This is a genomic window from Pseudomonas fluorescens Q2-87, assembly GCF_000281895.1.
Classification (GTDB): domain Bacteria; phylum Pseudomonadota; class Gammaproteobacteria; order Pseudomonadales; family Pseudomonadaceae; genus Aquipseudomonas; species Aquipseudomonas fluorescens_S.
Genome location: NZ_CM001558.1, coordinates 6175441 through 6201183, shown reverse-complemented (window position 1 = coordinate 6201183; position 25743 = coordinate 6175441). Strand labels below are relative to the sequence as shown.

Genomic DNA, 25743 nt, shown 5'->3' with positions numbered 1-25743 from the left:
ACGTGCTACAATGGTCGGTACAGAGGGTTGCCAAGCCGCGAGGTGGAGCTAATCCCACAAAACCGATCGTAGTCCGGATCGCAGTCTGCAACTCGACTGCGTGAAGTCGGAATCGCTAGTAATCGCGAATCAGAATGTCGCGGTGAATACGTTCCCGGGCCTTGTACACACCGCCCGTCACACCATGGGAGTGGGTTGCACCAGAAGTAGCTAGTCTAACCTTCGGGAGGACGGTTACCACGGTGTGATTCATGACTGGGGTGAAGTCGTAACAAGGTAGCCGTAGGGGAACCTGCGGCTGGATCACCTCCTTAATCGACGACCGCAGCTGCTTCATGAGCTCCCACACGAATTGCTTGATTCATTGAAGAAGACGATAGAAGCAGCTTTAAGCTCCAAGCTGATAGCTCACGCTAACAGTTACAAGCTCGAAATTGGGTCTGTAGCTCAGTTGGTTAGAGCGCACCCCTGATAAGGGTGAGGTCGGCAGTTCGAATCTGCCCAGACCCACCAATTTTGTTATGGGGCCATAGCTCAGCTGGGAGAGCGCCTGCCTTGCACGCAGGAGGTCAGCGGTTCGATCCCGCTTGGCTCCACCATAAACTGCTTCTGAAAGCTTAGAAATGAGCATTCCATCACGGTGATGATGAATGTTGATTTCTAGTCTTTTGATTAGATCGTTCTTTAAAAATTTGGGTATGTGATAGAAAGATAGACTGGACGTTACTTTCACTGGTAACGGATCAGGCTAAGGTAAAATTTGTGAGTTCTCTTAGTTGAGAAATTCGAATTTTCGGCGAATGTCGTCTTCACAGTATAACCAGATTGCTTGGGGTTATATGGTCAAGTGAAGAAGCGCATACGGTGGATGCCTTGGCAGTCAGAGGCGATGAAAGACGTGGTAGCCTGCGAAAAGCTTCGGGGAGTCGGCAAACAGACTTTGATCCGGAGATGTCTGAATGGGGGAACCCAGCCATCATAAGATGGTTATCTTGTACTGAATACATAGGTGCAAGAGGCGAACCAGGGGAACTGAAACATCTAAGTACCCTGAGGAAAAGAAATCAACCGAGATTCCCTTAGTAGTGGCGAGCGAACGGGGACTAGCCCTTAAGCTTCTTTGATTTTAGCGGAACGCTCTGGAAAGTGCGGCCATAGTGGGTGATAGCCCTGTACGCGAAAGGATCTTAGAAGTGAAATCGAGTAGGACGGAGCACGAGAAACTTTGTCTGAATATGGGGGACCATCCTCCAAGGCTAAATACTACTGACTGACCGATAGTGAACTAGTACCGTGAGGGAAAGGCGAAAAGAACCCCGGAGAGGGGAGTGAAATAGATCCTGAAACCGTATGCGTACAAGCAGTGGGAGCCCACTTTGTTGGGTGACTGCGTACCTTTTGTATAATGGGTCAGCGACTTATTTTCAGTGGCGAGCTTAACCGAATAGGGGAGGCGTAGCGAAAGCGAGTCTTAATAGGGCGTCTAGTCGCTGGGAATAGACCCGAAACCGGGCGATCTATCCATGGGCAGGTTGAAGGTTGGGTAACACTAACTGGAGGACCGAACCGACTACCGTTGAAAAGTTAGCGGATGACCTGTGGATCGGAGTGAGAGGCTAATCAAGCTCGGAGATAGCTGGTTCTCCTCGAAAGCTATTTAGGTAGCGCCTCATGTATCACTGTAGGGGGTAGAGCACTGTTTCGGCTAGGGGGTCATCCCGACTTACCAAACCGATGCAAACTCCGAATACCTACAAGTTGCCGAGCATGGGAGACACACGGCGGGTGCTAACGTCCGTCGTGAAAAGGGAAACAACCCAGACCGTCAGCTAAGGTCCCAAAGTTATGGTTAAGTGGGAAACGATGTGGGAAGGCTTAGACAGCTAGGAGGTTGGCTTAGAAGCAGCCACCCTTTAAAGAAAGCGTAATAGCTCACTAGTCGAGTCGGCCTGCGCGGAAGATGTAACGGGGCTCAAACCATACACCGAAGCTACGGGTATCACTTAGGTGATGCGGTAGAGGAGCGTTCTGTAAGCCTGTGAAGGTGAGTTGAGAAGCTTGCTGGAGGTATCAGAAGTGCGAATGCTGACATGAGTAACGACAATGGGTGTGAAAAACACCCACGCCGAAAGACCAAGGTTTCCTGCGCAACGTTAATCGACGCAGGGTTAGTCGGTCCCTAAGGCGAGGCTGAAAAGCGTAGTCGATGGAAAACAGGTTAATATTCCTGTACTTCTGGTTATTGCGATGGAGGGACGGAGAAGGCTAGGCCAGCTTGGCGTTGGTTGTCCAAGTTTAAGGTGGTAGGCTGGAATCTTAGGTAAATCCGGGATTCCAAGGCCGAGAGCTGATGACGAGTTACCCTTTGGGTGACGAAGTGGTTGATGCCATGCTTCCAAGAAAAGCTTCTAAGCTTCAGGTAACCAGGAACCGTACCCCAAACCGACACAGGTGGTTGGGTAGAGAATACCAAGGCGCTTGAGAGAACTCGGGTGAAGGAACTAGGCAAAATGGCACCGTAACTTCGGGAGAAGGTGCGCCGGTGAGGGTGAAGCACTTGCTGCGTAAGCCCACGCCGGTCGAAGATACCAGGCCGCTGCGACTGTTTATTAAAAACACAGCACTCTGCAAACACGAAAGTGGACGTATAGGGTGTGACGCCTGCCCGGTGCCGGAAGGTTAATTGATGGGGTTAGCTAACGCGAAGCTCTTGATCGAAGCCCCGGTAAACGGCGGCCGTAACTATAACGGTCCTAAGGTAGCGAAATTCCTTGTCGGGTAAGTTCCGACCTGCACGAATGGCGTAACGATGGCGGCGCTGTCTCCACCCGAGACTCAGTGAAATTGAAATCGCTGTGAAGATGCAGTGTATCCGCGGCTAGACGGAAAGACCCCGTGAACCTTTACTATAGCTTTGCACTGGACTTTGAATTTGCTTGTGTAGGATAGGTGGGAGGCTTTGAAGCGTGGACGCCAGTTCGCGTGGAGCCATCCTTGAAATACCACCCTGGCAACTTTGAGGTTCTAACTCAGGTCCGTTATCCGGATCGAGGACAGTGTATGGTGGGTAGTTTGACTGGGGCGGTCTCCTCCTAAAGAGTAACGGAGGAGTACGAAGGTGCGCTCAGACCGGTCGGAAATCGGTCGTAGAGTATAAAGGCAAAAGCGCGCTTGACTGCGAGACAGACACGTCGAGCAGGTACGAAAGTAGGTCTTAGTGATCCGGTGGTTCTGTATGGAAGGGCCATCGCTCAACGGATAAAAGGTACTCCGGGGATAACAGGCTGATACCGCCCAAGAGTTCATATCGACGGCGGTGTTTGGCACCTCGATGTCGGCTCATCACATCCTGGGGCTGAAGCCGGTCCCAAGGGTATGGCTGTTCGCCATTTAAAGTGGTACGCGAGCTGGGTTTAGAACGTCGTGAGACAGTTCGGTCCCTATCTGCCGTGGACGTTTGAGATTTGAGAGGGGCTGCTCCTAGTACGAGAGGACCGGAGTGGACGAACCTCTGGTGTTCCGGTTGTCACGCCAGTGGCATTGCCGGGTAGCTATGTTCGGGAAAGATAACCGCTGAAAGCATCTAAGCGGGAAACTTGCCTCAAGATGAGATCTCACTGGGACCTTGAGTCCCCTGAAGGGCCGTCGAAGACTACGACGTTGATAGGCAGGGTGTGTAAGCGCTGTGAGGCGTTGAGCTAACCTGTACTAATTGCCCGTGAGGCTTGACCATATAACACCCAAGCAATTTGCTTGCTTCGAGCTGAAAAGCGAACGAGTACCAGATTGCGGTGTGTGAAGACGAAACGAATCGAAAGTTCGAACGTCACAAAACACCGAAAAGCTATCACATACCCATTCGCTGGAACGTGACCGCAAGGCACGCGCTGGCTACCGAATTTCTTGACGACCATAGAGCATTGGAACCACCTGATCCCATCCCGAACTCAGCAGTGAAACGATGCATCGCCGATGGTAGTGTGGGGTTTCCCCATGTGAGAGTAGGTCATCGTCAAGATTAAATTCCGAAACCCCTATCTGCTGACGCAGGTAGGGGTTTTGTTTTAAGTAGAAGTTATCGATTTTCGCTGGCTCGTTGCTGCTGGACGTGCCGGTCACCGAATTTCTTGACGACCATAGAGCATTGGAACCACCTGATCCCATCCCGAACTCAGCAGTGAAACGATGCATCGCCGATGGTAGTGTGGGGTTTCCCCATGTGAGAGTAGGTCATCGTCAAGATTGAATTCCCAGAACCCCTGTCTGCATCAGCAGACAGGGGTTTTGTCGTTTTGGGCCGGTAATCGGATCGAGGCTCTTATTGCGCTCGACACCCCGGCAAACCCCGACGCCGTTGCTATGCTGTGATAGTCGGGCACTGGCAAACAGGGGCCCGCGCCGTCACTGGTCATGGGGATTCCAATAATGAAAAACCCTTATGCTCCCGGCTTTTGGTGCGCCATAACGGCGTTGTTGCTGCTCTCGGCGACTTACTTCTACGGCGTCATGCTCACTCATCAGATCGACAAGGCGCTGCTTTTTCTCGATAGCGCGGCAGCGTTGATCGGGGTGATATCCATTGCGATCGTGGCCTGGGCGTCGCTTCAAGGCCAGCGCATCAAGAAAAAACACCTCGAGCAAGGCAAGACATTGGTACTCATCTGGGACACCAAAGTTGCGCTCCGGCGTGTTGAAACAGTGTTCGATCGATATTTCTGGGGCAGTTACTGGCAGCCTGGCCGCACATTCCAGGAAGTCATGGGTGAGCTTACCGGCACCCCACTGGAAAAAAGCCTCGAGGCCCTGAAGGTCCAATGCGCTGCGCTGGACAAACAAGTCACCCAGGACGGCTGGCATTGGCTCAATAACGCCCGTGAACTGTGCGACGTCGCTAACGCCATGGCCCGTGAGCGCTACCAGTTGGACTTCTGTGACTCGCGCGCAGACTCATCCGGCGCAACCGTGATCAATCGTGATTTTGAAGTATTGGTGTATACGTGGACCGCTCGACTAAAGACATTTGATCATCAGCTCGACGAAATTGAGGTCCAGTATTCGTAGACCACCTCTCAAGAACAACTTTTCCCCCCTTTAAACATTGGGCCCGCATGCGCGCCTGATGGTAATCTCCCTCCACTTTACGACGTCGAGTCACCTCCCTTTGCGGGTCAGGGAAGACGACGGCTTTCTTTAACCATGGATATCACTCGGGTCACTCATGAATAAATCAGCAAGCGTACTTCTTGGAATAGTCGTGGCCATTGGTGCTGTCAGCGCGGGCGGCGCCTGGTACACCGGGACCAAACTCGAAGGCGTGTTGAAAAACGCTATTGCCGATAGCAACAAACAAATGCAGACGGCTTTGGCCGGTTCCAACAGCAATGCCGCCCTGGAACTGGTATCCCTGGACCGCGGAACATTCAGCAGCACAGCCCACTACCGCCTCAAGGGCGAAGGCGAAATCTTTGGAGGGGAGCCGGTTGAGCTGCTCTTCGTCGACAAGATCGAACACGGTCCGCTGCCGTTCTCGCGCCTGGTAACGCTCAAGTGGCTGCCGGTCATGGCCACCAGTCACACCGCGCTTGAGCGCAATCCGTTGACCGATAAGTGGTTCGCCGCCAGCAAGGACAAGTCACCGCTCCAAGGCGTGGTCAACCTGGGCTATGACGAGTCCATCAATGGCACCTACGAGCTGCTGCCCCTGGATACCAAGCTGGATGAGCAAACCCAGCTGACATTCTCCGGTTTCAAGATCGACCTGGCCGCCAGCGCGCAAGGACAGAAAATCAAAGCCGACGGCTACATGGACAGCTTCAAGCTGACCACTGTCTCTGAGGACCAGACGCCGGTTCAGGTTGAGCTCAATGGCCTGACATTGGCCAGCAACCTGACCAAGAGTTCCTACGGTTACTACATGGGTGACAACACCCTGCTGCTGAGCAGCACCAAGGCCACCTTCGGCGAGCCGAAGTCGGTGCTGGGCTTGAAGAATTTCGAGATGAAGAACAGCAGCACCGAGAGCGGCACCAGCGCTTCGGGCCGGGCCGATTACAAGATCGGTGAATTGTCGTTCAACGATAAAGCCGTTGGTGCGGCCCAAATGGCCGTCAGCGTGAAGAACCTGGACATCCCGGCCACCATGTCGCTGATGCAGATCTACCAGACCAAGCTGCAACCCTACGAGAAGGCCGCTGCCGAGGCCGCTGCAGCCGGTGAACCAACGCCTGAGTTGAACCTGACCGAAGCCGAAGAAGCGCAAGTCAAAGCTGATCTGGCGAAGCTCCTGGCCGGCGCCCCACAAGTGGCGTTGGAGAACCTTTCGTTCAATACTGCGAACGGTGAAAGCCGCGCCAACCTCACCATCGACCTGGCCAAGCCGCAGTCCATGGACCTGCCACCGGATGAGTTGGGCCGTCAGTTGCTCGCCCTGCTGGATTTCAACGTCAAAGTCTCCAAGCCAATGCTGGTTGATCTGATGACCTTGCAGGCACAAATGGAAGGCCAGACCGATGCCAAGCTGATCGCTGACCAGGCCACTGCCACCAGCGACATGTTCAGTGCCATGGCGGTCGGCACTCAGCTGGCGACCCTGGAAGGCAATGACGTGGTTACCAAGTTGCACTACGCCAACAATCAGGTTGATTTCAACGGCCAGAAAATGACCGTAGAGCAATTTACGGCGTTTGTGATGAACAAGCTCGGCGGCGGCGGCGTCGCTGTGGAGTAATCTTTTCAAGCAATACAAAACCCGGTTCGTGCAACTTGCGCACGACCGGGTTTTTTTATGCCTATCAATTGGCCGGCAAATCTGTATCGATTCTGAAGAATTATGGCGTTCTGAAAAATGGCCTGCCTGAGAGTGCAAGACTAAGCCCATTAGAGCTTGGCTGGATTTCCTTGATCCGGCTTCCTGTTTGATGGGCAAGGGGGCACTGCGACCCGGCTGGCCATGTAAGGATGCTGACGAATGCCGCGTACTGTGGGTCCTTTTATTCAACGTGGTTTGCGCCCGTTGTTTCGCGTCGCGCTGTGCAGCCAATTGTGCTGGCCGCTGTTGGCGTGCGCCGATTCCGCCTATGACCAGAAGGTGCTCGACGCCCGTGCCGGCCATTACACGCCGGCACTGAGCGAACTACACCAGGTGCCGGCGGGCCAAGCCAGCACCGCACAAATCAGCGACCACCTGCAGATCGCCAGTTGGGCTGGCCTCGATGCCGAGGTGGTGGATGTCTATGAAAGCCAAGGGCGGCATCGCGACTTGCCAATCCAGGCACTGACGGCAACCGCACGGGCCTATCGCAACCTCAAGCGCTGGGATTCGGCCGCTGAGCTCTATCGCCAGGCCTTGGTGATCGACCCTCAAAGTGCCGATCTGCAACTGGGCCTCGCCCTGACCCAAGCCGACGGTGGCAAGCCCGACGAAGCCGTCAGTCGGGCCCGGGCCATGGTCGCCGCCAAGCCGACAGACCCCATGCGTCGATTGGCGCTAGGCTACGCTCTGAGCCGCGCAAACAACCCTCATGAAGCGCTGTTCGAATACGATCAGGCCTTCACTCGCGCTGGCAACAAGCCGGAAGTGGCGCGTGAATACATCATTGCCCTGCAACGTGCCCGGCTGCCCGAACCGGCGCTGCGTCTGGCACGTCTACAGCCGGGGCTGATTGACCGTGGCGTGCAACGACGTTTGGAGGGCGACGTAGCGGCTGAGCGGGTACGCCTGTCCGACATGACGAGCCGCAGCGAGTCGGAGCGTTTCGTCATTGCTGACCGTGCCCTGGCCGACTACGACAAGCTACTCGCCACCTGGACGCCCGTGGCGCAGGCCCATGACGACGTGCTCCGTTGGCGCATCGATCGCATGGGGGCGCTCAACGCCCGCGCCCGTCGGGCTGAAGTGATCACCGAATATCAAAAGCTCATCGCAGAAGGCGTGAGCATTCCGACTTATGCCTTGCGCTGGGTAGCGTCTTCGTACCTGGAACAGCGCCAGCCGGAAATCGCTATCGACCTTTACCGTCGCGTGCTGGCGGCGCCTGACGCCGATCCGGCGGACCGTTTCGAAGACAATACCGCGCTCTACTACGCGCTGCTGGAAGGCGAACAATCCGAAGAGGCCCGTGCGCTGGCCGAAGACATGGCGAAATCCCAGCGTCCACGCATCGAGCTCAAGGGCCTGCCGATCGGCAACCCCAACGATGAATGGATGGACGCCCAACAGCTCGCCGCCCAGGCGGGGACCTACGGCGCCGACTTGCCCTCTGCCGAGGCGCGCCTGGAAGAATTGGTCATTCAGGGCCCTGGCAACACCGGCATGCGCCTGGCCCAGGCCGATCTTTATCAGGCCCGTGATTGGCCGCGCCGCTCGGAAAGCTTGCTCAAGGAAGTTGAGGCCACGATCCCGCGCAACCGTGACCTGGAAATCGCCCAGGCCCGTGCCGCCATGGACTTGCAGGAGTGGCGACAGTTGGATGCGCTGACCGACGACGTGGTCGCCCGCTATTCAGAAAATGCCCACGTCAAACGCCTGCAACGCCAGCGCGACGTGCACGACATGGCCGAACTGCGCATCGAAGCCTACACCGGCAAGAGTTATGGCGGCGGTAACGGCGACGCCGGTGCGGTCACTGGCAGCCGTGACTTTGGTATCGAAACCCTGCTCTACAGCCCGCCCATCGACGAGGACTGGCGGTTATTCGGCGGCGCCGGCTACGCCACCGGTGATTTCGAGGAAGGCACCGGGCACCATCGTTGGCAGCGCCTGGGTGTGGAGCGCCGCACCCGGGACATGACATTGGAAGCCGAGGTTTCCAGTCATTCCTACGGTTCCGGCGACAAGCAGGGCGCGCGCCTGGCCGTGGCCCGGGACATCGATGATCACTGGCAGTACGGCGGTAGCCTGGATTACCTCTCGGCCAACACTCCGCTGCGGGCGCTCAACAGTGGCGTACGCGCCAACGGTGGGAGTGGTTTCGTTCGATGGCGAGCCAATGAAAGCCGTGAGTGGCGGTTGGCTGTCAGCCCATCGCACTTCAGCGATGGCAATCACCGTCTGGAGACCCAGTTGACCGGTCGCGAAGGCGTCTACAGCACGCCGCGCCTGCAAGTTCAGCTGGGGCTGGACGTGGCGGCCAGCCGCAACAGCGGTTCCAACGAAGTGCCTTACTTCAATCCCAAGTCGGACTTCAGCGTCATGCCGACCGTGAGCGCCAATCACGTGTTGTATCGCCGCTACGAAACCACCTGGAGCCAGCAGTTCCAGGTCGGTGCCGGTACTTACAGCCAACGCGACTACAGCACCGCTGCCATGGGGTTGCTCAGCTATGGCCAGCGTTTCCTCTGGAACGATGTGGTCGAGGCCGGCGCCACGCTGAGCTGGCTCAACCGCCCTTACGACGGCGATCGCGAAAGCGACCTGCGCCTGCTTGTCGACCTCACCTACCGCTTCTAGAAGAGTTTGAAGATGCCCGTTATTTCGCGATTCATCCTTCTGCTGGGGGTCTTGCTGATCAGCGCTTGTGCCCAGCAAGCCCCGGCGTTCACGCCGCCCTCGCTGCGTCCGCTGGCCGCCAACGATGCGCCATGGCCCAAGAACCATGTGCTCGGCATCGCCTACCACGACGTCGAGGACCTTGACCCGGACCAGGCGCTGGTGGCCGTGCGTACCGAGCGGCTGATCGAGCAACTGGCATGGCTGCGGGAAAACAACTATCAGCCGGTCACCGTCGACCAGATCATTACCGCCCGCAATGGCGGCCCCGAACTGCCGCCCCGTGCGGTGCTGCTGAGCTTCGACGATGGCTATTCGAGCTTCTACACCCGCGTCATGCCTATTCTGCGTGCCTATAACTGGCCGGCGATCCTGGCTCCGGTCGGCAGCTGGGTGGACACGCCGTTGAACCAGCCGGTGGATTTCGCCGGCGTCCCGCGCAAGCGTTCCGAGTTCTTGACCTGGGAGCAGATTCGCGAAGTTTCAAAGTCGGGCCTGGTGGAAATCGCCGCCCACACCGACGCCAATCACAAAGGTGTACTCGCCAACCCGCAAGGCAACCAACAGCCTGCGGCGACGACACGGCGCTACGATCCGGCCACCGGAAACTATGAAACCGAAGCCGATTTCCAGGCACGCCTGCGTAAGGACGTCGCCGCCATTTCCGAAAAAATTCGTAAGGTCACCGGCTACAGCCCACGCGTCTGGGTCTGGCCTTATGGGGAAGCCGACGGCACCGCGCTACAGGTGATTGGCAGCGAGGGTTATGAAATGGCCCTGACCCTGGAGGATGGTCTCGACAGCCTCGATAACTTGATGAGTGGCCCGCGCTTTCTGGTGTCGTCCGATCCGGATGGCGCTCATTTCGCCGAAAGCGTCGTATCCGTGCAGACGCTTGAGCCGATGCGCGTGGTGCATGTCGATTTGGATTACGTTTACGACCCGGATCCCGTGCAGCAGGAAGCCAACGTCGGCAGGTTGATCCAACGCATTTCCGACCTCGGCGCCAACACGGTATTCCTGCAAGCCTTTGCCGATCCGAAAGGCGACGGTCTGGTGCACTCACTGTACTTCCCCAACCGCCACCTGCCGGTACGGGCCGACTTGTTCGACCGGGTTGCCTGGCAATTGCGCACCCGGGCCAATGCCAAGGTCTATGCCTGGATGCCGGTGCTCAGTTTCGCCCTGGACGCGAAACTGCAACGGGTACAACGCTGGGATCCGGAAACGGGCAAGACCGGTGTTGCCCCGGATCAGTATGTGCGCTTGTCGCCGTTCGACCCGGCGGTGCGCAAGGTCATCGGCGAAATCTATGAAGACCTGGCGCGGATGAGTTCCCTGGACGGCGTCCTGTACCACGACGACGCGGTGTTCTCCGACTTTGAGGATGCCGGCCCGGCGGCCTTGAAAGTCTACGGCGCCAACGGCTTGCCGGCGTCCATCGCTGCCCTGCGGGACGATCCGGCGGCGATGCAGCGCTGGACCCGCTTCAAGAGCCGCTACCTGATCGACTTCACTCAGGAGCTGACCGCCAAGGTCCGGGCGATTCGCGGCCCGCAGGTACTGACGGCGCGCAATATCTTTGCCGAGCCGATGCTCAATCCGCAAAGCGAAGCCTGGTTCGCCCAGAACCTCGACGACTTCCTCGGCGCCTACGACTGGACTGCACCGATGGCCATGCCGCTGATGGAGAAGCAGACCCGCAAGCAGTCAGGCCCCTGGCTCGAGCGCTTGGTGGACACCGTCAAGGCTCGCCCCGGCGCGCTCAAGCGCACGGTGTTCGAACTGCAGGCTCGTGACTGGGACAGCAAGCCGGTCAGCGACATCGACGGCGAACAATTGGCCGACTGGATGGGGCGGCTCAAGCGCAAAGGCGTGACCAGTTTTGGCTACTACCCGGACAACTTCATCGAAGACCAGCCCCCTGTGAAAACCGTGCGGCCGGCGCTCTCCAACAAGTGGAATCCTTGACATGCTCGACAGACTGCTCGCCCTGCTGGTGCTGGCGATCGTCCTTGGGGTGCCCCTGGGCCTGATCTTCCTGGTCACCGGGCAATTCCTGATGGACTTCGTGTTCTTTTACCCATTGTTCATGTCCGGGCTGTGGATCGCCGGCGGCCTGTATTTCTGGCTGCACTGGGAGCGCCATTGGCCATGGAAGGACGACACCTTGCCACCGCCGTTGGCCGGCGAGCCGCTGATCAGCATCCTGGTTCCTTGCTTCAACGAAGGTGACAACGTCGTCGACACCATCCACGCGGCGCTGGGCCAGCACTACCCGAACATCGAAGTCATCGCAATCAACGACGGCTCGAAGGACAACACCGCCCAGATGCTCGACCAACTGGCCGCCGAGGATCCGCGCCTGCGGGTGCTGCACTTGGCAGAAAACCAGGGCAAAGCCGTGGCCCTGCGTATGGGCGCCATCGCTGCGCGCAGTGAATATTTGGTGTGCATCGATGGGGACGCATTGCTGGCACCCAACACGTGCGCCTATCTGGTGGCGCCGATGCTCGACAACGCCCGCCTCGGCGCGGTGACCGGCAACCCGCGCATTCGCACCCGTTCTACTTTGGTGGGCCGGGTCCAGGTCGGCGAATTCTCCTCGATCATCGGCCTGATCAAGCGCACCCAGCGGGTTTTCGGACGGATCTTTACCGTCTCCGGCGTCATCGTCGCGTTCCGTCGCACGGCCCTGCACCGGGTTGGCTACTGGAGTCCGGACATGATCACCGAAGACATCGACATCAGTTGGAAGCTGCAGCTGGACCACTGGAGCATTTTCTACGAGCCTCGGGCGCTGTGCTGGATTCTCATGCCCGAAACCCTGCGTGGCTTGTGGCGGCAGCGGCTACGTTGGGCCCAGGGTGGCGCCGAGGTGCTGTTCAAGAACATCCGAGGCATCTGGCAATACCGCCACCGCTATCTGTGGCCGCTGCTGTTCGAATATTGCCTGTCCACCGGCTGGGCATTCACCTTCCTGCTGTCGGTGATCTTCTGGGGTGCCGGTAAATTCGTCGAGATGCCGGCCGCTATCGCGGTGGATCACCTCATGCCGCCGGCCTTCACCGGGCTGTTGCTGGCAGTGGTGTGCCTGTTGCAGTTCGCGGTAAGCATCCTGATCGATCGGCGCTACGAAAAAGGCTTGTGGCACATCATGTTCTGGGTGGTCTGGTACCCATTGGTGTTCTGGCTGATCAGCCTGTTCACCACCCTGGTGAGCTTTCCAAAAGTGCTGTTCGGGCAGCATCAGAAGCGTGCGCGTTGGGTCAGCCCGGACCGCGGGATCAAACCGTTCGACGATCAGGAAGAGGAAGTCATCCGATGAAAATTATCCGGACCCGGCAACGGCCCTTCCTGGTGGTCATCGATGTGCTGTTTACGGTGTTGGCGTGGGTTGGGTTGCTGTACCTGCTGGTTAGTGGATTGTGGCCGCTGTTCGACAGCCACGCCGGCCCGCGACTCGGCGGCTCGGCCTTCGACACCCTCGGGACGCTGCAAATCTACGGCTGGATTGCGTTGGTCAACGCGGTCGTCCTGATCGCCTGGGCGCGTTATCAGCAGCGTAAAAGCCGCAGCTTCGCCCAGCGTCGACTGCCGGCTCCGGTGGTGGACGACCAAGGCCTCAGCGACAGTTTCAAATTGACCGATGGACGCCTGGATACGTTGCGCCAACCTGGCTCGAAGATCATCCATAACAATCAGGATGGCGACATCAGCCATGTCGTGCCGCATTTCCATCTGCTCGGCCCTGAGTTGCAGCCACCGCCCCTGGCACCGCTGGAACGGCCACGGGTGATCCACTTGCCGGCTGATCAGTCCGTGCATTGAGGCACGCTGAGCGGACGCCATCGCGAGCAAGCTCGCTCCCCAGAGAACTGATTAGTCGCGGATATCGTGGCCAACCAGAGCCAATGTGGGAGCGAGCTTGCTCGCGATTGCGGTGGTCAGCCAACAGCAATACTAAGACGAAAAATCCCGCACCAAGCGCCACGCCTCGTCCAGCGGCAGCGGTTGTTTCATGCGCTGTGCCAGCGCGGCCATGGCCCGGCCTTCATCGCAGGCCACCGCGGCGGCGACCAGGCCGTTTTTGCCCAGCAGCGCGATAAAGGGTGGATGTTCGGGCGTGCCCTTGAACTCCACTTCATCCCATTGCTCGGCATGGCCGAGGTAGTCGTAGCGCTTGCCGAAGTGATAGGTCCAGAAAAACGGCACATCCAGGTAGTGTTCCTCGCCACCGAGCATGTTCGCTGCGGCGATGCGCGCCTGTTGCTGGGCCAGGCGCCAATGTTCGATGCGCTGCGGCTGGCCGCTGAGGGGAAACGTCGCGATATCGCCGACCGCCCATACACCGTCGGTGACGCGCATGCCGGCATCCACGGTCAGTGACTGATCCTGTTCCCGTGGCAAGCCCGAAAACGGCTCGGTGGCGGGTCGCACGCCGACGCCGATGATGACCAGGTCTGTGGCAAAGCGCTGGCCGTTATCCAGCACCACGGCTTCGACTTTGTCCGTGCCCTCGATCCGCACTGCTTCGCCATCGCTGTGGTACACCACGCCGTTGGCCCGATGTCGGGCCAATATTGCCTTGCCGATGCTGTCCCCCAGCTGCGCGGCGAACGGCACCGCATGCCGGGCCAGCACGGTGACGCTCAGCTCGCGCTTGCGCAGTGACGAGGCGACTTCCATGGCGATAAAACTGTCGCCGATGATCACCGCTCGTTGTCCCGGCTGAGCGCTGTCGAGGATCTGCCGGGTATGGTCTATCGAGCGCAGCACGAAGACCTGCGGTAAATCGATACCGGGCAGGTCTGGTGTCTTGGGAACCCCACCTGTAGCAATGAGCACCGCGTCATAGCCCAAGCGCTGACCATCGCCGAGCTGGATCTGTCGGGTCTTGGAATCCAGATGCGTGACCTCTGCGCGAATTCTCTCGATGCGTTGCTGGGTGTAATACGTTTCATCGCGCAGCGGCGGGGTCTTGTCGAGTGCCATGTCGCCGGCCAACACGTATTTGCTCAGCACCGTGCGGTCGTATCCGGCCTCGGCTTCACGGTCGATCAGCTGGATGCGCCCGCCAAAACCCTTCTCGCGCAACGCCGCCGCGCAAGCCGTGCCGGCTGCCCCGGCCCCGATGATGGCGAAGGTCCGTGGATCATCGGCCGGCGGGATTCGTTCGGACGGCAACGGTTGGTCATCGACCCAGACTTCGCTGTCGCGTATCTCTACGTGATAGCGCTCCAGGCTGTCGAGGGCCGGCGGCTCGCACAGGGCGCCGTCTTCGGCCCGGAACGCAGCCTTGTGCCAAGGGCAGATCAACCGCCCATGGCATACCGCGCCCTTGGCCAGGGGCGCGCCGGCATGTGGGCATTTGCCCTGGAAGGCGCGCACCTGGCCGCCTGAGCGCAGCAGCAGGATAGGCTTGTCGTCGATGCTGACTTCCAGGCCGCGATCTTCGCGCACATCGGCGAGGCGGGCGACTTGATGCAGTGGCATGGTCGGTCTCCGGCAGGCGTTTCCCGTTGGAGTCGGCGCAACGCCGTGAGGTTCAGCATAATTGTCACTGCAACCTTTCGGGCGCTGCGGCTATAGTTCGCATGCCGTCCATGGCCTGATCCGCACAAGGTGCCCGGTATGACCCGATTGAACTCCCCAACTTCCTGGCTGGCGGCCGTCGCCCTGGTGCTGTGCGCACAAGGGGTTGCCCAGGCCGAGGAGCGTTTCACCCTTAACATCCCCGGCGTGTCGGACGACCGCCTGTTCACCGCTGCGGCGGCCAGCGATGCCAACAATTGTGGCGGCAAGAATATTTCCCCGGCCCTGAGCTGGAACGCCGGGCCGCCCGGTACCCTGAGCTATGCCATCGTCATGTTGGACCCGGACGGCCAAAGGGGGCAGGGCGTCGACCACTGGGTCTATTACGGCATCAAGGCCTCCACGCGGCAGATTCCGGCAGGTGCGGGCACCAAGCCTGCGCTGGAAGGCATGACCGGTATCAACAGCAAGAACACCCACGGCTACATCGGTCCTTGCCCGCCCATCGGCGACAGCGCCCATCATTACTTGATCCAGCTCTTTGCCTTGGACCTGCCGCCGGATGCGCTGCCTGCCGGCCTGACACGCGCTCAGCTGATGGAAAAGATCAACGGCCATGTCCTGCGCAACAGCAGCGTAGTGCGCCGCTACCACCGCTAAGCCAGGCAACGCAAACTCCTGCTGGGCTGCAAGGCAGCCCTAACTACAAAATTGGCATGATGGGCCAAAAGCGAGCACTATCGAGCCCCTGTCCACTCATGCCGGAGGAAGGCGATGACGCAGAAACCCGACGGCATCGCCCGCCTCCTGAACTGCCCCACCAAGGGTGACGAAATACGCCGGGCTATCGCCCAGAGCCGCAAGGACTTCTTGCCTGCCGACGAGGCCGAAGACGCCGCGCCAGGCCAACCGCCGGCTGAGCCTTTGGATAACGGTCGTGACGACTGAGTTATCTCCCTTTCACAACCTTTTGTTCAAAATCTGCCTATGACTGCCACCACTCATCTACCAGGCGAACGCTTCAGCCGATCCGACTACAGGACCCTGGGCCTCGCGGCCTTGGGCGGCGCGCTGGAGATCTACGACTTCATCGTCTTCGTATTCTTCGCGCTGACCCTCAGCCAGTTGTTCTTCCCGCCGCAAATGCCTGATTGGCTGCGCTTGCTGCAAAGCTTCGGGATTTTCGCCACGGGTTACCTGGCCCGGCCGCTGGGCGGCATCTTGATGGCGCACTTTGCCGATCGCCTGGGGCGCAAACGGGTGTTCAGCCTGAGCATCCTGATGATGGCCTTGCCATGCCTGCTCATCGGCGTGATGCCGACCTACGCGCAAATCGGATATTTCGCCCCGTTGCTGTTGCTGGCGTTGCGCATCCTGCAGGGCGCCGCGGTGGGCGGTGAAGTGCCCAGTGCCTGGGTGTTCGTGGCCGAGCATGCGCCGCTGCATCACCGCGGCTACGCCCTGGGCTTCCTCCAGGCCGGCCTCACGTTCGGCTACTTGCTGGGCGCCTTGACTGCCACGGCGCTGGCGCGGATCTACACGCCGCAGGAGATTCTCGATTACGCCTGGCGCCTGCCTTTTCTGCTGGGCGGTGTCTTCGGCGTGCTTGGCGTCTGGCTGCGCCGCTGGCTGAGCGAAACGCCAATCTTCGTGGCCCTGCAAGCCAATCGCGAAGACGCGGCGGAATTGCCGCTGCGCACGGTTCTGCGGGACCACCGGCAGGCCTTGCTCCCCGCCGTCATCCTGACTTGCGTGCTGACCTCCGCCGTAGTGGTGTTCGTGGTCATCACCCCGACCGTGATGCAAAAGAGCTTCGGCATGACCCCCGGCCACACCTTCGCCCTGAGCAGCCTGGGCATCGTCTTCCTGAACATCGGCTGTGTCCTGGCCGGCCTTGTCGTCGACCGCATCGGCGCGTGGCGCACCGTCATGCTCTACAGTCTGTTACTGCCCCTGGGCATCGGCGTGCTCTACGCCAGCCTGATCAGTGGCGGCGCCTGGCTGGGCCTGGCCTACGCCGTGGCCGGCCTGGGTTGCGGCGTGGTTGGCGCGGTGCCTTCGGTGATGGTCAGCCTGTTCCCACCCAAAATCCGCGTGTCGGGCATCTCGTTCACCTACAACATCGCCTACGCGCTGTGGGCCAGCATGACTCCGTTGTTGCTGATTGCGCTGGTGCCGTGGAGCCCGTGGGTGTGCGTGGGGTATTGCGCTGTGATGGGGGGCGTTGGGATGGCGGCGGCGATGTATTTTCCGGCGCGGGACACCAAGTCGGCGCGGTCGTCCTTGGTGTGTGAGTCCTGAGCTTGCTTGAGGCGCGCCCTGCGAGTCGGGCTTTAAAGCCGCTCCCGCAGAAAATCCACAAACGCGCGGGTTCGTGCCGAGCGGCGGCGGTCGTGGCTGAATACCGCGCTGATGGGCAGCGGCATTGGCTGGTAGTCGGCAAGCAGTTCCGACACGGTTCCCTGGCGAATGTCGGCGGCGAACAACCACTGGGGGGAAAGCGAAACACCCAGCCCCGATAGCACCATTTCCCGGATGGCCTCGCTGCTGTTGCTGGTTATGTTGCCCCCAATCGTCACGCTGTGCTGTTTGCCATCCTGGTCGAATCGCCAGACGTCGTAGTGTTCCAGCAGCGTGAAAGCCAAGCAGTTATGGCGGGCCAGGTCGGCGGGTTCGAGGGGCGTGCCCTGCTGTTGCAGATACGCGGGGGAGGCGTAGACGCGGCGTGGGCTGTCGCCGAGTGACACGGCCACCAGCCCTTCGCTCTTCACCACGCCGATGCGAATGGCGAGGTCGATGTTTTCCTTGAGCACATCCTCGTTTTGATCGCTCAGCCTCAGGTCGATACGCACCTGCGGATGACGCGCCAGGAACTCGCCGACCAAAGGTGCGATGCACAGCCTCCCGAAACTTACCGGCGCCGCCACGCGCAGGGGCCCGGCGATCTGTTCCTGCCCGTTGGCGAAACTGAGTCGGGCGCTGTCCAGGCTGGCGAGTATTTCCTTGCTCTCGATGTAGAAGCGCTGGCCCTGGTCGGTCAGCGAGAGCTGGCGGGTGCTGCGGGCAAGCAACGCTCCGCCCAGATACTGTTCCAACGCGCGGATCTGTTTGCTCACCGCTGGTTGGCCCAGGTTCAGCTCCCTGGCGACGGCCGAGAACGAGCCGCGCTCCACCACCCGCACGAACATTTGCATTGCCTCGAACAGATCCATAAGGATTTGGCCTCTTCGTGGAATAAATTCTATTCATTGTTGCTTACTTATCGGAATGCAACGGCGACCGCAATATGAACTCACCCACTCATTGGAGGTTCACCGTCATGAACAACACCATGCTCGCCGCCGTTGCCGAAACCGCCCAAGCCCCTCTGGCCGTTCGCCACATGCCTCGCCCCGTGCCCGGCAAGGGGCAGGTATCGATCAAGGTTCATGCTGTAGGTATCAACCCGCTGGACACCAAGATCGCGATGGGCGGCGGTGCTCATGCCCGCCAGCCATTGCCCGCCGTACTGGGCATCGACCTGGCCGGCACAGTGATCGAGCTGGGGGAAGGTGTGAACGATTTCGCCCTTGGCGATGAGGTATTCGGGATGGCTGGCGGAATCGGCGGCGTCCAAGGTGCCCTGGCTGAATACATCGTCGTCGATGCCCGCCTGATTGCGCTCAAGCCCCAGGCATTGAGCATGCGTGAAGCGGCGGCGTTGCCACTGGTCTTCATCACCGCTTGGGAAGGGTTGGTTGACCGTGCCAATGTCCGGGAGGGCCAGCAAGTGTTGATCCACGGCGGCGCGGGCGGTGTCGGCCAAATGGCCGTGCAAATCGCCAAGGCCCGTGGCGCCGAGGTCTACGCCACCGGCTCGGCCAGCAGTCTGGACTTCATTCGCGAACTGGGCGCAACCCCCATCGACTACCGCACCCAGGATGTCGAAAGCTATGTACGCCTGCATACCGATGGCGAGGGCTTCGACATCGTCTACGACACCGTCGGTGGACCGACCCTGGATGCATCGTTCAACGCGGTGAAAACCTACACCGGCCATGTGCTCAGTTGCCTCGGCTGGGGGCAACACAGTCTGGCGCCGCTGTCGTTTCGAGGAGCGAGCTATTCCGGAGTGTTCACCTTGATGCCGCTGCTGACCGGCAAGGGGCGCGAGCACCACGGCCACATTTTGCGGGAGGCAGCGGCGTTGGTCGAAGCCGGAGCGTTGCGGATCAAGGTCGATCCAGCCCGGTTTGGCCTGGGCGATGTCAATGAGGCCTTTGCGCAGGTAGCCGAGGGGCGGGGGAAAGGCAAAACAGTGGTGGAAATTGAGGCTCAGTAAAGCCCGGCCGCAATACGCTCCAAGATTGGAATGACCCCGTGGCGAGGGAGCTTGCTCCCGCTGGGCTGCGCAGCAGACCCCATTTATATGAGTGCTTCGCACTCAATCGGGAGCAAGGTCCCTCGCCACGATGCCTGCGCCGTTGCGGGAGCAATCGGTTACAGCAACTGCCGCTGTACCGCCTCATCCAGCGTACTGCGCGTCAGCGCCTGCACTACGTCGCGGGTGTCCTGCTGGAACGGAATGCCAAAGATCAGCACCAAGTGCATCCAGGTGCGAACCGATTCACTCTTCTGCACGCGCCCCAGCTCCTTGCCATCCTTGTCCTTGAACACCGTTTCGAGGGTAAAGGTGTTCTCGCTCGTGGACGGGATCACGAAGAAGGTCGCCCCGGTGATGATGGCCGAGGCCATGCTGAACTGTTCGTTGTTGCGCAGGGTGGCTTCGGCGTAGATATCCGAGTCGACCTTGGCGGTGCTGACTCGGGCGAAGCGTCCGGAGTCGCGGAAGGTCTCAAGCACCGACGTTTCCCACGCGGTGGCCTGGGCGCCCGAGGCGGCAACGGCTGGGCCACTGTTGACCTGGTTCTGTGCGGTCGTGCGCAGGAAGGCGCTGGGTTTTGCCGTGGGTGCGGCGGCGACCGGCGGCCAGGTCTTCACGTCGGGCAATTCATGTTGCGAATAGGACACGCAACCGGTCAGCAGGACGGCGGCAAGCACCAGGCTGTGTTTGATGAAACCCATCATGTGTTGCTCCTGAAAATTATTGTTTCGCCAAGCGCGCGGTAGCGTTGTCCAGAAGTTGCGCCACCAGCTGATTCAGTTCCTTGGCGCCCATGGTCGGGGCCCAATATTCGCGACCGTACAGGCCTACGTTGCGCTCGAGTTTGATCTCTTCCTTGGCTGCGGCCAGTTCTTTGCCGTCACGGTCGACGATGGTCAGGTTCCCGGCGACGTCGTAGCTGTCGACATTGATAGGGCCGTTTACCCAGATCCAGAGAGTCAGTGTCAGCAGTGCGCCAGGCACATAGCCTGGATGCACGCCGCGATGGCCTTTGAGCGAGGTCATGTTGAACTTCAACAGCACGTCGTTCTCGCCCAGACGGGTCGGGTACTCGGTGACCTGCTTGAAGTAACCGCCGGTCTGCACGTACTGATTGAGCTGGGCCGTCAGCGAGCGGCTGATGGCGGTGCGATTGGCATCGTTGACATCAGGTGCGGTCACGGCGACATCGGCGATTTGGGCGGTGCGCGGGCTGCTGACGGGAGCCGGGTGCTGCGGTGCGCCCACTGGGCCGGTGACGGTGTAGGACACGCAACCGGTCATCGACAGAGTGGCGACGAAGGCGGTGGCCTTGAGGAATGTTTTGAACACGGAATGTCCTTATAGGATTGATGGCACTTTAGTGTCTCGACCTCGGTGGCGGTAACTTGAGGCAAAAAAGTGGGTAGTCAGCGCCTTGCCTGATCCCTTCGCAAAAATATTCTCTGAGGGTTAACCCGAACGCCGGACAGGGTACGTCTGAGCTTGTGTACGAATCATTCATTCACGAGGTTCAGCCCATGTTCCGTCCAGTTCCCTTTATGCGTCCTGCTGCCCAGGGCTTCGCCGTGACTTTGCTGGTGGCGCTGGCCGGTTGTGGAATGTCTTCGTCCCGGGACGCTGCCGAGCCGTCCGAACCGTTGGCGGTGGCGCCCAGCGTCGTGCCGCAAGGCGAGATTGCCGAAGTGCGCCAGTCGACGACCAAGCGCATGCTCCTGAAGCCGGCCGCGATGCCCGCCCCTGGCGTGGCGAACGATGCTGTTGCGGCGAACGACCGTGCCGAATCGCGCGAGCTATACGACAAGCTGGCGGACAACCCCATCCATAGCGTTGCCGAAACGCCGGTTTCCACCTTCAGCGCAGATGTCGATACCGGCAGCTATGCCAACGTGCGCCGTTTCCTCATTCAAGGCAGCCTGCCGCCCGAAGGGGCTGTGAGGCTGGAGGAAATGGTCAATTACTTTTCGTACAACTACGCCCTACCTACTGACGGCTCGCCCTTTGGCGTGACCACCGAGCTGGCCCCGACGCCGTGGAACCCCCACACCCGCTTGTTGCGCATAGGCATCAAGGCGAGCGACCGCGCCGTGGCGGACCTGGCCCCGGCCAACCTGGTATTCCTGGTGGACGTTTCCGGCTCCATGGACCGCCGCGAAGGCCTGCCACTGGTAAAGAGCACGCTGAAACTGCTGGTGGACCAATTGCGCGATCAGGACCGCGTATCCCTGGTGGTTTATGCCGGCGAATCCCGGGTGGTGCTCAAGCCCACTTCGGGCCGTGACAAGGTGAAGATCCGCAACGCCATCGACCAACTCGATGCCGGAGGCTCCACCGCTGGGGCGTCGGGTATCGAATTGGCTTATCAGATGGCCCGGGAGAGCTTTATCGACAAAGGCATCAACCGCATCCTGCTGGCCACCGACGGCGACTTCAACGTCGGCACCAGTGATTTCGACAGCCTCAAGCAGATGGCGGTGGACCAGCGCAAAAGCGGCGTATCCCTGACGACGCTGGGCTTCGGCGTGGATAACTACAACGAACACCTGATGGAGCAACTGGCCGATGCCGGTAACGGCAACTATGCCTACATCGACAACCTGCTCGAAGCGCGCAAGGTTTTGGTGGACCAGCTCAGCTCTACTCTGGCAACGGTGGCGCAGGACGTGAAATTGCAGGTGGAATTCAACCCCGCACAGGTCAGCGAGTATCGTCTGTTGGGTTACGAGAACCGCGCGCTCAAGCGTGAGGATTTCAACAACGACAAGGTCGATGCGGGCGAAATCGGCGCCGGGCATACGGTGACGGCATTGTATGAAATTGTCCCTGCGGGCGAGAAGGGCTGGTTGGAGCCGCTGCGCTACGCCAGCACGCCGAAGCAGGACGGCAAGGCGGGGGAATTGGCGATGTTGCGCGTACGCTACAAGCCCGCTGAGGGCGGCAGTAGCCGATTGATCGAACATCCTATCGCCAGCACGCAGGGCGAAGGCAAGACCAGCGATGACTTGCGCTTCTCGGCTGCCGTGGCGGCTTTCGCCCAGCAGCTCAAGGGCGATGGGCGTTACACTGGCGCGATGAGTTTGAAGGACACCGCGCAATTGGCACGCTCGGCCCGCGGTGATGATCCGTTCGGGTTGCGGGCGGAGTTTGTGCAGTTGGTGGAGCTTGCCCAGAGTCTTCAGCCTGCGGCTAAACGCTGATTCTGACCACGACGAGGATAAAAATGTGGGAGCTGGCTTGCCTGCGAAGGCGATGTGTCAGGTAGGAAAGTTTCGTCTGACACGCCGCCTTCGCGAGCAAGCCCGGCTCCCACAGAATCCTTTGCAATCGGCAAGACCGTGTTCAACATCGAAAGGAGCTCGTCACCGACATGCCCGCTGCGCTTGATCCTCCCAGCGATGAATCGCTGCTGGCCCGCTACCGCAACGGTGACGGGGCTTCTTTCGAAGTCCTGTACGCCCGTCATCGGCTGGGGCTTTATCGTTTTCTCGTGGCCTTGAGCAACAAGGCCGAGCTGGCCGAGGAAGTCTTCCAGGAAACCTGGCTCAGCCTGATCCGCAGCGCCAGCCAGCCACAAGGCCGAGCGAGTTTTCGTACCTGGTTGTTCCAGATTGCCCGCAACCGCTTGATCGACCATTGGCGCAAGCACGGCGTCCACAACCCGTTGCACGACAGTTACGATGAGCGCCTTCACGTCCAGCCCGACGACAGCGCCAGCCCCGAGCAGCAGTTGAGCCTGAGCCGCGATCAGGCTCGCTTGGACGCTGCGTTGCAGGTCTTGCCCGAGGATCAGCGCGAAGTCTTCCTGCTGCGCCTGCATGGCGACCTGGAGTTGCCGCAAATCGCCGCCCTGACCGGCGCCCCGCTGGAGACGGTCAAGAGCCGCTTGCGTTACGCCCAACAGAAATTGCATCGACTGTTGGCCGAGGAGGTACCCGCATGATCGATTCCCAACACACCCCGGACCCCAACGACGAATTGCTGGTCGAGCATTTCCGCCAACACGCCAGCGGCGAGCCGCCAGCCTCCCTCGACGCTTTCATCCTGGCCGCTGCCCACCGCGAAGCCCCGGCGCCCGTGCCAAGCTTGTGGCGGCGCTGGCTCCAGGCCTGCCAACGGCCGCGCTGGCAGATGGCATTCGCCACGGTCGCCGGTGTGGCGCTGATGATTGGCCTGGTGCTGCGCTCACCTGTGCCCCCAGAGGAGCTGTCCTCACCCGCCTCGATGGATTTTTCCGCCGATCGGCAAGAGCCCGCCGTTGCCGCTGCACCGCCACCGGCCATGCCCGCCCCCGCACCGACCACCCGCATGGCACCCCAAGGCGAACTGGCCCGGGCCCCGGCAAGCCCGATGCAGTCCCTGGCGGAGAAGTCAGCGGCAAAAATGAGCAAATCCGCGCCCGCCGCACCGCCATCGCTTGAGCAGGGCTTGATGGAAATCCTGCGTTTGCGTGAGGCGGGGCAGACCAAGGCTGCTGACGAAAAGCTGCTTATCCTGCACCAGCGCTTCCCCAAAGAGGACTTGCCGGCGCGGTTGGAGGCGTTGCAAAAACGTTGATCGAACCAACGCAAAATAGAAACTTCGGACATAAAGGTTGGGTATTGGAACGCCACTGATCCAAAGGCTGGAAAATCACTGGCCAGGCGGCGACATTCGGGAGTGGCGTTACAAATGCGGGCATAGCAGGATTACATGAGCGCAACTATACTCGCCAGCATGAAAAAGCTGATGCTCGAACTCGACGGAACCGACCCAAGCAAGCTCTCTATGGCTCGCTTGACGGATTATCTGTGCGAGCTCGCAGAGCTTTTCGGCTCGCAAGATAATGTTCATTTCGACTCTGTCACCGAAGGTTGTGTTTGCCTGAATACTTGGGTGGAAGACGACAAGTACCCACACGTCCTGAACAGAGTGCGTGAAGCCGCTCAAGGAGTTGGTCCCAAGCGCGCAAGGAAGGCGTACCTGCAACTCTCTGCGTTAATGGAGCAAGATCGGGTGGACGGTGTCTTGCAAGCCGCAGATGCGAACATTCTCCAATTCCCCAAAGCAAAGACCGCTCCTCCTCCCATGGTCGTCATCAAGCAAGGGAGCGTTCAGGGGCGGCTGTATGTCGTTGGCGGAAAGGACGAGACGGTTCCTGTTCGGCTTGAGGGTGCTGGTGGCGAAACTCTTCTTTGTGAAGCCGATACGGCATTGGCTGAGCAATTGGGCAAGCTCTTGTTCAAGTATGTTCGCGTTCATGGAAAGGGTGAGTGGGAAAGTCGACCGCATGGTGGCTGGCGGCTGAGAAAAATGTTCATTCAGTCTTACGAGAGGCTTGAAAAAACCTCTTTGCGTAGTGCGGTTACCCAGCTCAAGGAATTGGGTGGTATCGCTTGGAGCGAGATGGATGATCCCCATGGAACGATTCAGAACCTAAGGGGATGAGGTGCGCATAGTTCTCGATACCAACGTTCTCGTCCAAGCCTTGGGAAACGCAAAGGACGGAATCGTTTTGGTTGATCCGGCCACTGGACATAACGTTGATAGGGCGGAGGCTAGGGCTGAGGCCCTAATCGAAATGGTCGACGCAAGAGGTGGGACGGTGCTGATACCAACACCTGCATTGGCTGAATATCTAGTGGGTATTGATCGGAATTTCCACCAGAGCCATCTGGATGTCATAAACGGCTTTTCGTGTTTTGAAATCATATCGTTCGATCAGATTGCTGCGGTCGAATGTGCTCGTATGGTAGATGACAACGAGCTGAAGGTGCTTGACCCGACAGCAACGAAAGCCAAGTTACGTTTTGATCGCCAGATAATTGCGACCGCCCTTGCAACCAACGCTGATGAGGTCTGGACTCATGACGTGGGTCTTTACTCCAAAGCTCAGAAATGCGGACTTGTGGTGAAGTCCTTAGGAGATATTGAGCCGGCTCCTGAACAACTCGAGGCCGATCTCGACCACTGAGTGTCTGCCGGAGGCGGACAAGTTCCTATGAAATAAACAGTTCCATAAAAAAAGCCCCAATCCGTGAGGACTGGGGCTTTTGATTTTCCATGTGTGGTGCACCAGGCGGGATTCGAACCCACGACCCCTGCCTTCGGAGGGCAGTACTCTATCCAGCTGAGCTACTGGTGCAATGCGGGCGTCATGATACTCATATGCATGGCGGGCGTCCATGCTGCTGATTTGCCGTTGTTTTCCAGGCGTTGCGCGGGTATCGGCTACGCTGATCAGAAAAAACGGGCAAATGGGGCTTTTTTGTTCTTTTTTTCGAACAGCCTATTGTCCTTCACCCCTATCGGCCCTAGGATTCGTTTGAGATTTCAAACGCTCTTGTCTGGGTGCTGAACCGCACGTCTGTGCTTATGTGCG

19 protein-coding genes, 3 tRNA genes and 4 rRNA genes (1 of these 26 only partly in view) are annotated in these 25743 nt (G+C 59.5%); 21 read left to right on the top strand and 5 right to left on the bottom strand.

What is annotated here, in order from left to right; genetic code table 11:
* The 12 genes from PFLQ2_RS00665 to pgaD all read left to right on the top strand — a co-directional run.
* A 16S ribosomal RNA gene (locus PFLQ2_RS00665) occupies positions 1 to 314 on the top strand; it begins 1223 nt to the left of the window's first position.
* A gap of 122 nt (positions 315 to 436) precedes the next feature.
* Positions 437 to 513: transfer RNA gene (locus tag PFLQ2_RS00670), tRNA-Ile, on the top strand.
* A 10-nt stretch (positions 514 to 523) separates the two neighbouring features.
* Positions 524 to 599: transfer RNA gene (locus PFLQ2_RS00675), tRNA-Ala, on the top strand.
* Between the two features lie 242 nt (positions 600 to 841).
* Positions 842 to 3733: ribosomal RNA gene (locus tag PFLQ2_RS00680) — 23S ribosomal RNA — on the top strand.
* Positions 3734 to 3902: 169 nt separating this feature from the next.
* Positions 3903 to 4018: ribosomal RNA gene (gene rrf, locus PFLQ2_RS00685) — 5S ribosomal RNA — on the top strand.
* A 108-nt stretch (positions 4019 to 4126) separates the two neighbouring features.
* Positions 4127 to 4242, top strand: a 5S ribosomal RNA gene (rrf, locus tag PFLQ2_RS00690).
* The 16S, 23S and 5S rRNA genes sit together here with 2 tRNA genes alongside, the layout of an rRNA operon.
* Positions 4243 to 4425: 183 nt before the next feature.
* Positions 4426 to 5061, top strand: a complete 636-nt coding sequence (locus tag PFLQ2_RS00695; RefSeq protein WP_033046354.1) for a hypothetical protein — start codon at positions 4426 to 4428, stop codon at positions 5059 to 5061.
* Positions 5062 to 5218: 157 nt separating this feature from the next.
* Entirely contained in the window at positions 5219 to 6727 is a 1509-nt protein-coding gene (locus PFLQ2_RS00700; protein WP_003187002.1) for a YdgA family protein, read from the top strand.
* A 240-nt stretch (positions 6728 to 6967) separates the two neighbouring features.
* Positions 6968 to 9448, top strand: a complete 2481-nt coding sequence (gene pgaA / locus PFLQ2_RS00705) for a poly-beta-1,6 N-acetyl-D-glucosamine export porin PgaA (protein ID WP_003187001.1) — start codon at positions 6968 to 6970, stop codon at positions 9446 to 9448.
* Positions 9449 to 9460: 12 nt separating this feature from the next.
* Complete coding sequence (gene pgaB / locus PFLQ2_RS00710) at positions 9461 to 11458, top strand: poly-beta-1,6-N-acetyl-D-glucosamine N-deacetylase PgaB (RefSeq protein WP_003187000.1); 1998 nt, start codon at positions 9461 to 9463, stop codon at positions 11456 to 11458.
* Position 11459: 1 nt separating this feature from the next.
* On the top strand, positions 11460 to 12815 hold the full coding sequence (gene pgaC / locus PFLQ2_RS00715; RefSeq protein WP_003186999.1) for a poly-beta-1,6-N-acetyl-D-glucosamine synthase: 1356 nt from the start codon (positions 11460 to 11462) through the stop codon (positions 12813 to 12815).
* Positions 12812 to 13318, top strand: coding sequence for a poly-beta-1,6-N-acetyl-D-glucosamine biosynthesis protein PgaD (gene pgaD / locus PFLQ2_RS00720; RefSeq protein WP_003186997.1), 507 nt, complete (start codon positions 12812 to 12814; stop codon positions 13316 to 13318). Before pgaC ends, pgaD begins: the two co-directional genes overlap by 4 nt.
* A 132-nt stretch (positions 13319 to 13450) precedes the next feature.
* Here pgaD and PFLQ2_RS00725 read toward each other — a convergent pair whose 3' ends face one another.
* Positions 13451 to 14983, bottom strand: coding sequence for an FAD-dependent oxidoreductase (locus PFLQ2_RS00725; protein ID WP_003186996.1), 1533 nt, complete (start codon positions 14981 to 14983; stop codon positions 13451 to 13453).
* A gap of 138 nt (positions 14984 to 15121) precedes the next feature.
* Between PFLQ2_RS00725 and PFLQ2_RS00730 the strand changes: the two genes are divergently transcribed.
* The 3 genes from PFLQ2_RS00730 to PFLQ2_RS00735 all read left to right on the top strand — a co-directional run bounded on the left by PFLQ2_RS00730 (position 15122) and on the right by PFLQ2_RS00735 (position 17323).
* Complete coding sequence (locus PFLQ2_RS00730) at positions 15122 to 15682, top strand: YbhB/YbcL family Raf kinase inhibitor-like protein (RefSeq protein WP_003186994.1); 561 nt, start codon at positions 15122 to 15124, stop codon at positions 15680 to 15682.
* A gap of 114 nt (positions 15683 to 15796) precedes the next feature.
* Positions 15797 to 15970, top strand: a complete 174-nt coding sequence (locus PFLQ2_RS30520) for a hypothetical protein (protein ID WP_003186993.1) — start codon at positions 15797 to 15799, stop codon at positions 15968 to 15970.
* A 39-nt stretch (positions 15971 to 16009) separates the two neighbouring features.
* On the top strand, positions 16010 to 17323 hold the full coding sequence (locus PFLQ2_RS00735) for an MFS transporter (RefSeq protein WP_003186992.1): 1314 nt from the start codon (positions 16010 to 16012) through the stop codon (positions 17321 to 17323).
* 32 nt (positions 17324 to 17355) lie between these two features.
* On the opposite strand, the gene PFLQ2_RS00740 is transcribed toward PFLQ2_RS00735, so the two are convergent.
* On the bottom strand, positions 17356 to 18234 hold the full coding sequence (locus PFLQ2_RS00740) for a LysR family transcriptional regulator (protein ID WP_003186991.1): 879 nt from the start codon (positions 18232 to 18234) through the stop codon (positions 17356 to 17358).
* A 107-nt stretch (positions 18235 to 18341) separates the two neighbouring features.
* On the opposite strand from PFLQ2_RS00740, the gene PFLQ2_RS00745 reads away from it, so the two are divergent.
* Entirely contained in the window at positions 18342 to 19343 is a 1002-nt protein-coding gene (locus PFLQ2_RS00745; RefSeq protein WP_033046351.1) for a zinc-dependent alcohol dehydrogenase family protein, read from the top strand.
* Positions 19344 to 19501: 158 nt separating this feature from the next.
* Here PFLQ2_RS00745 and PFLQ2_RS00750 read toward each other — a convergent pair whose 3' ends face one another.
* Together PFLQ2_RS00750 and PFLQ2_RS00755 are read right to left on the bottom strand one after the other, a co-directional pair.
* Positions 19502 to 20089: a hypothetical protein gene (locus tag PFLQ2_RS00750; protein ID WP_003186988.1), complete on the bottom strand. Its 588-nt coding sequence runs from the start codon at positions 20087 to 20089 to the stop codon at positions 19502 to 19504.
* 16 nt (positions 20090 to 20105) lie between these two features.
* Positions 20106 to 20669, bottom strand: coding sequence for a hypothetical protein (locus tag PFLQ2_RS00755; RefSeq protein ID WP_371261254.1), 564 nt, complete (start codon positions 20667 to 20669; stop codon positions 20106 to 20108).
* A gap of 236 nt (positions 20670 to 20905) precedes the next feature.
* On the opposite strand from PFLQ2_RS00755, the gene PFLQ2_RS00760 reads away from it, so the two are divergent.
* The 5 genes from PFLQ2_RS00760 to PFLQ2_RS28295 all read left to right on the top strand — a co-directional run bounded on the left by PFLQ2_RS00760 (position 20906) and on the right by PFLQ2_RS28295 (position 25335).
* The gene (locus PFLQ2_RS00760; RefSeq protein WP_003186985.1) at positions 20906 to 22582 is read left to right on the top strand and encodes a vWA domain-containing protein; all 1677 of its coding nucleotides are present in this window, start codon (positions 20906 to 20908) and stop codon (positions 22580 to 22582) included.
* A gap of 170 nt (positions 22583 to 22752) precedes the next feature.
* Complete coding sequence (locus PFLQ2_RS00765) at positions 22753 to 23325, top strand: RNA polymerase sigma factor (RefSeq protein WP_003186983.1); 573 nt, start codon at positions 22753 to 22755, stop codon at positions 23323 to 23325.
* Complete coding sequence (locus PFLQ2_RS00770; protein WP_003186982.1) at positions 23322 to 23939, top strand: hypothetical protein; 618 nt, start codon at positions 23322 to 23324, stop codon at positions 23937 to 23939. The genes PFLQ2_RS00765 and PFLQ2_RS00770 overlap by 4 nt, the downstream gene beginning before the upstream one ends.
* Positions 23940 to 24074: 135 nt before the next feature.
* Positions 24075 to 24809: a hypothetical protein gene (locus PFLQ2_RS00775; RefSeq protein ID WP_003186980.1), complete on the top strand. Its 735-nt coding sequence runs from the start codon at positions 24075 to 24077 to the stop codon at positions 24807 to 24809.
* A gap of 1 nt (position 24810) precedes the next feature.
* Complete coding sequence (locus PFLQ2_RS28295; RefSeq protein WP_033046350.1) at positions 24811 to 25335, top strand: type II toxin-antitoxin system VapC family toxin; 525 nt, start codon at positions 24811 to 24813, stop codon at positions 25333 to 25335.
* 94 nt (positions 25336 to 25429) lie between these two features.
* Here PFLQ2_RS28295 and PFLQ2_RS00780 read toward each other — a convergent pair.
* A tRNA-Arg gene (locus tag PFLQ2_RS00780) sits at positions 25430 to 25506 on the bottom strand.
* Between the last annotated feature and the right edge of the window lie 237 nt (positions 25507 to 25743).